Origin of the sequence: Candidatus Viridilinea mediisalina (assembly GCF_002532535.1) — a bacterium.
Taxonomy (GTDB): domain Bacteria; phylum Chloroflexota; class Chloroflexia; order Chloroflexales; family Chloroflexaceae; genus Viridilinea; species Viridilinea mediisalina.
Genome location: NZ_NQWI01000292.1, coordinates 1 through 1,022 on the forward strand (window position 1 = coordinate 1; position 1,022 = coordinate 1,022).

At 55.1% G+C, this 1,022-nt stretch carries 1 protein-coding gene and 1 tRNA gene; one reads left to right on the top strand and one right to left on the bottom strand.

Annotation, left to right across the window (positions count from 1 at the left end; all coding sequences use genetic code 11):
* Positions 1–153: 153 nt before the first annotated feature.
* Positions 154–244, bottom strand: a tRNA-Ser gene (locus CJ255_RS22090).
* A gap of 161 nt (positions 245–405) precedes the next feature.
* Here CJ255_RS22090 and CJ255_RS22095 point away from each other — a divergent pair.
* A complete protein-coding gene (locus tag CJ255_RS22095) occupies positions 406–834 on the top strand; it encodes a response regulator (RefSeq protein WP_165774894.1) in 429 nt (142 codons plus the stop codon).
* Positions 835–1,022 lie beyond the last annotated feature (188 nt).

The window sequence follows — 1,022 nt, forward strand, 5'->3', positions numbered from 1 at the left end:
CGGTATTGCTCTTTTTGTACCTGTAACTGTGTCATTATCTATCCGTAGTCGTGTAATTTGGTGAAACCCTTTGAAGGCATGGCCCCCGCAGAATCTCCGCGTCATATATCAGAGGGCGCTTGGCGTAATGTACACCAAGCGCCCTCTGATAGGTGGCGGGGAGAGGGAGATTCGAACTCCCGAGGGCTTTTTACACCCTACTCGTTTTCGAGACGAGCACGTTCAACCACTCCGTCATCTCCCCACACAGAAGCCTATTATACGCTGAAATTGATCCGAGTCAAGCGTGTTTCGTTGTTCTTCCATTCAGGAATTTCCTGATAGACAGGTACGCTGCAACCTATTATGCTTAGGTTTAGACACAGGTCGTGCCTGGCACGACCATCAATGAGAGGAGCACCAGTCATGGCTCGCACCCGCATCTTTCTCATCGATCCCAACTCGGCGCTTGTCGAAGCCACCTGTGCGCTCTTCGCTGAGAGTGACTATGTGCAGATTGTTGGCGCCGCAGCAGATCTCAACCAAGCACTCGATAGAATCGCACTTCTGCGCCCCGATTTTGTGTTGATTGATTTTATCCAGGCAGATCAGACGACCTTTGGTCTGATTCGGAACCTCAAGGCTCAACCCGCTGCCCCCCATGTGATTGTGATGAGCATCTATGATTCGCCGCGCTACGAGCAGGCTGCGCGTGTCGCAGGTGCCGACGGCTTTATCTCCAAGGTTGAGCTTGTGCATTGCCTTGAACCCCTTGTGGCCTCCTTTGCGCCAGTGCCTCTACCTCGATCGAAACGACACACGGGCAGCCTGCATGCGTTTAGCTCTTGCGCCTGAAAGACTGTCTGAAAAGCCTATGGGCTGGCGATTGGAGTGCCGGCTTCAGCCGGCTAAAGCCGGTAGCCGGCTTCAGCCGGCTAAAGCCGGCTAAAGCCGGTAGCCGGCTTCAGCCGGTAGCCGGCTTCAGCCGGCTAAAGCCGGTAGCCGGCTTCAGCCGGCTAAAGCCGGTAGCCGGCTTCAGCCGG

Excerpts from the sequence above, each read along its gene's own strand:
- CJ255_RS22095 (WP_165774894.1), top strand. The coding sequence starts at position 406 with ATGGCTCGCACCCGCATCTTTCTCATCGATCCCAACTCGGCGCTTGTC.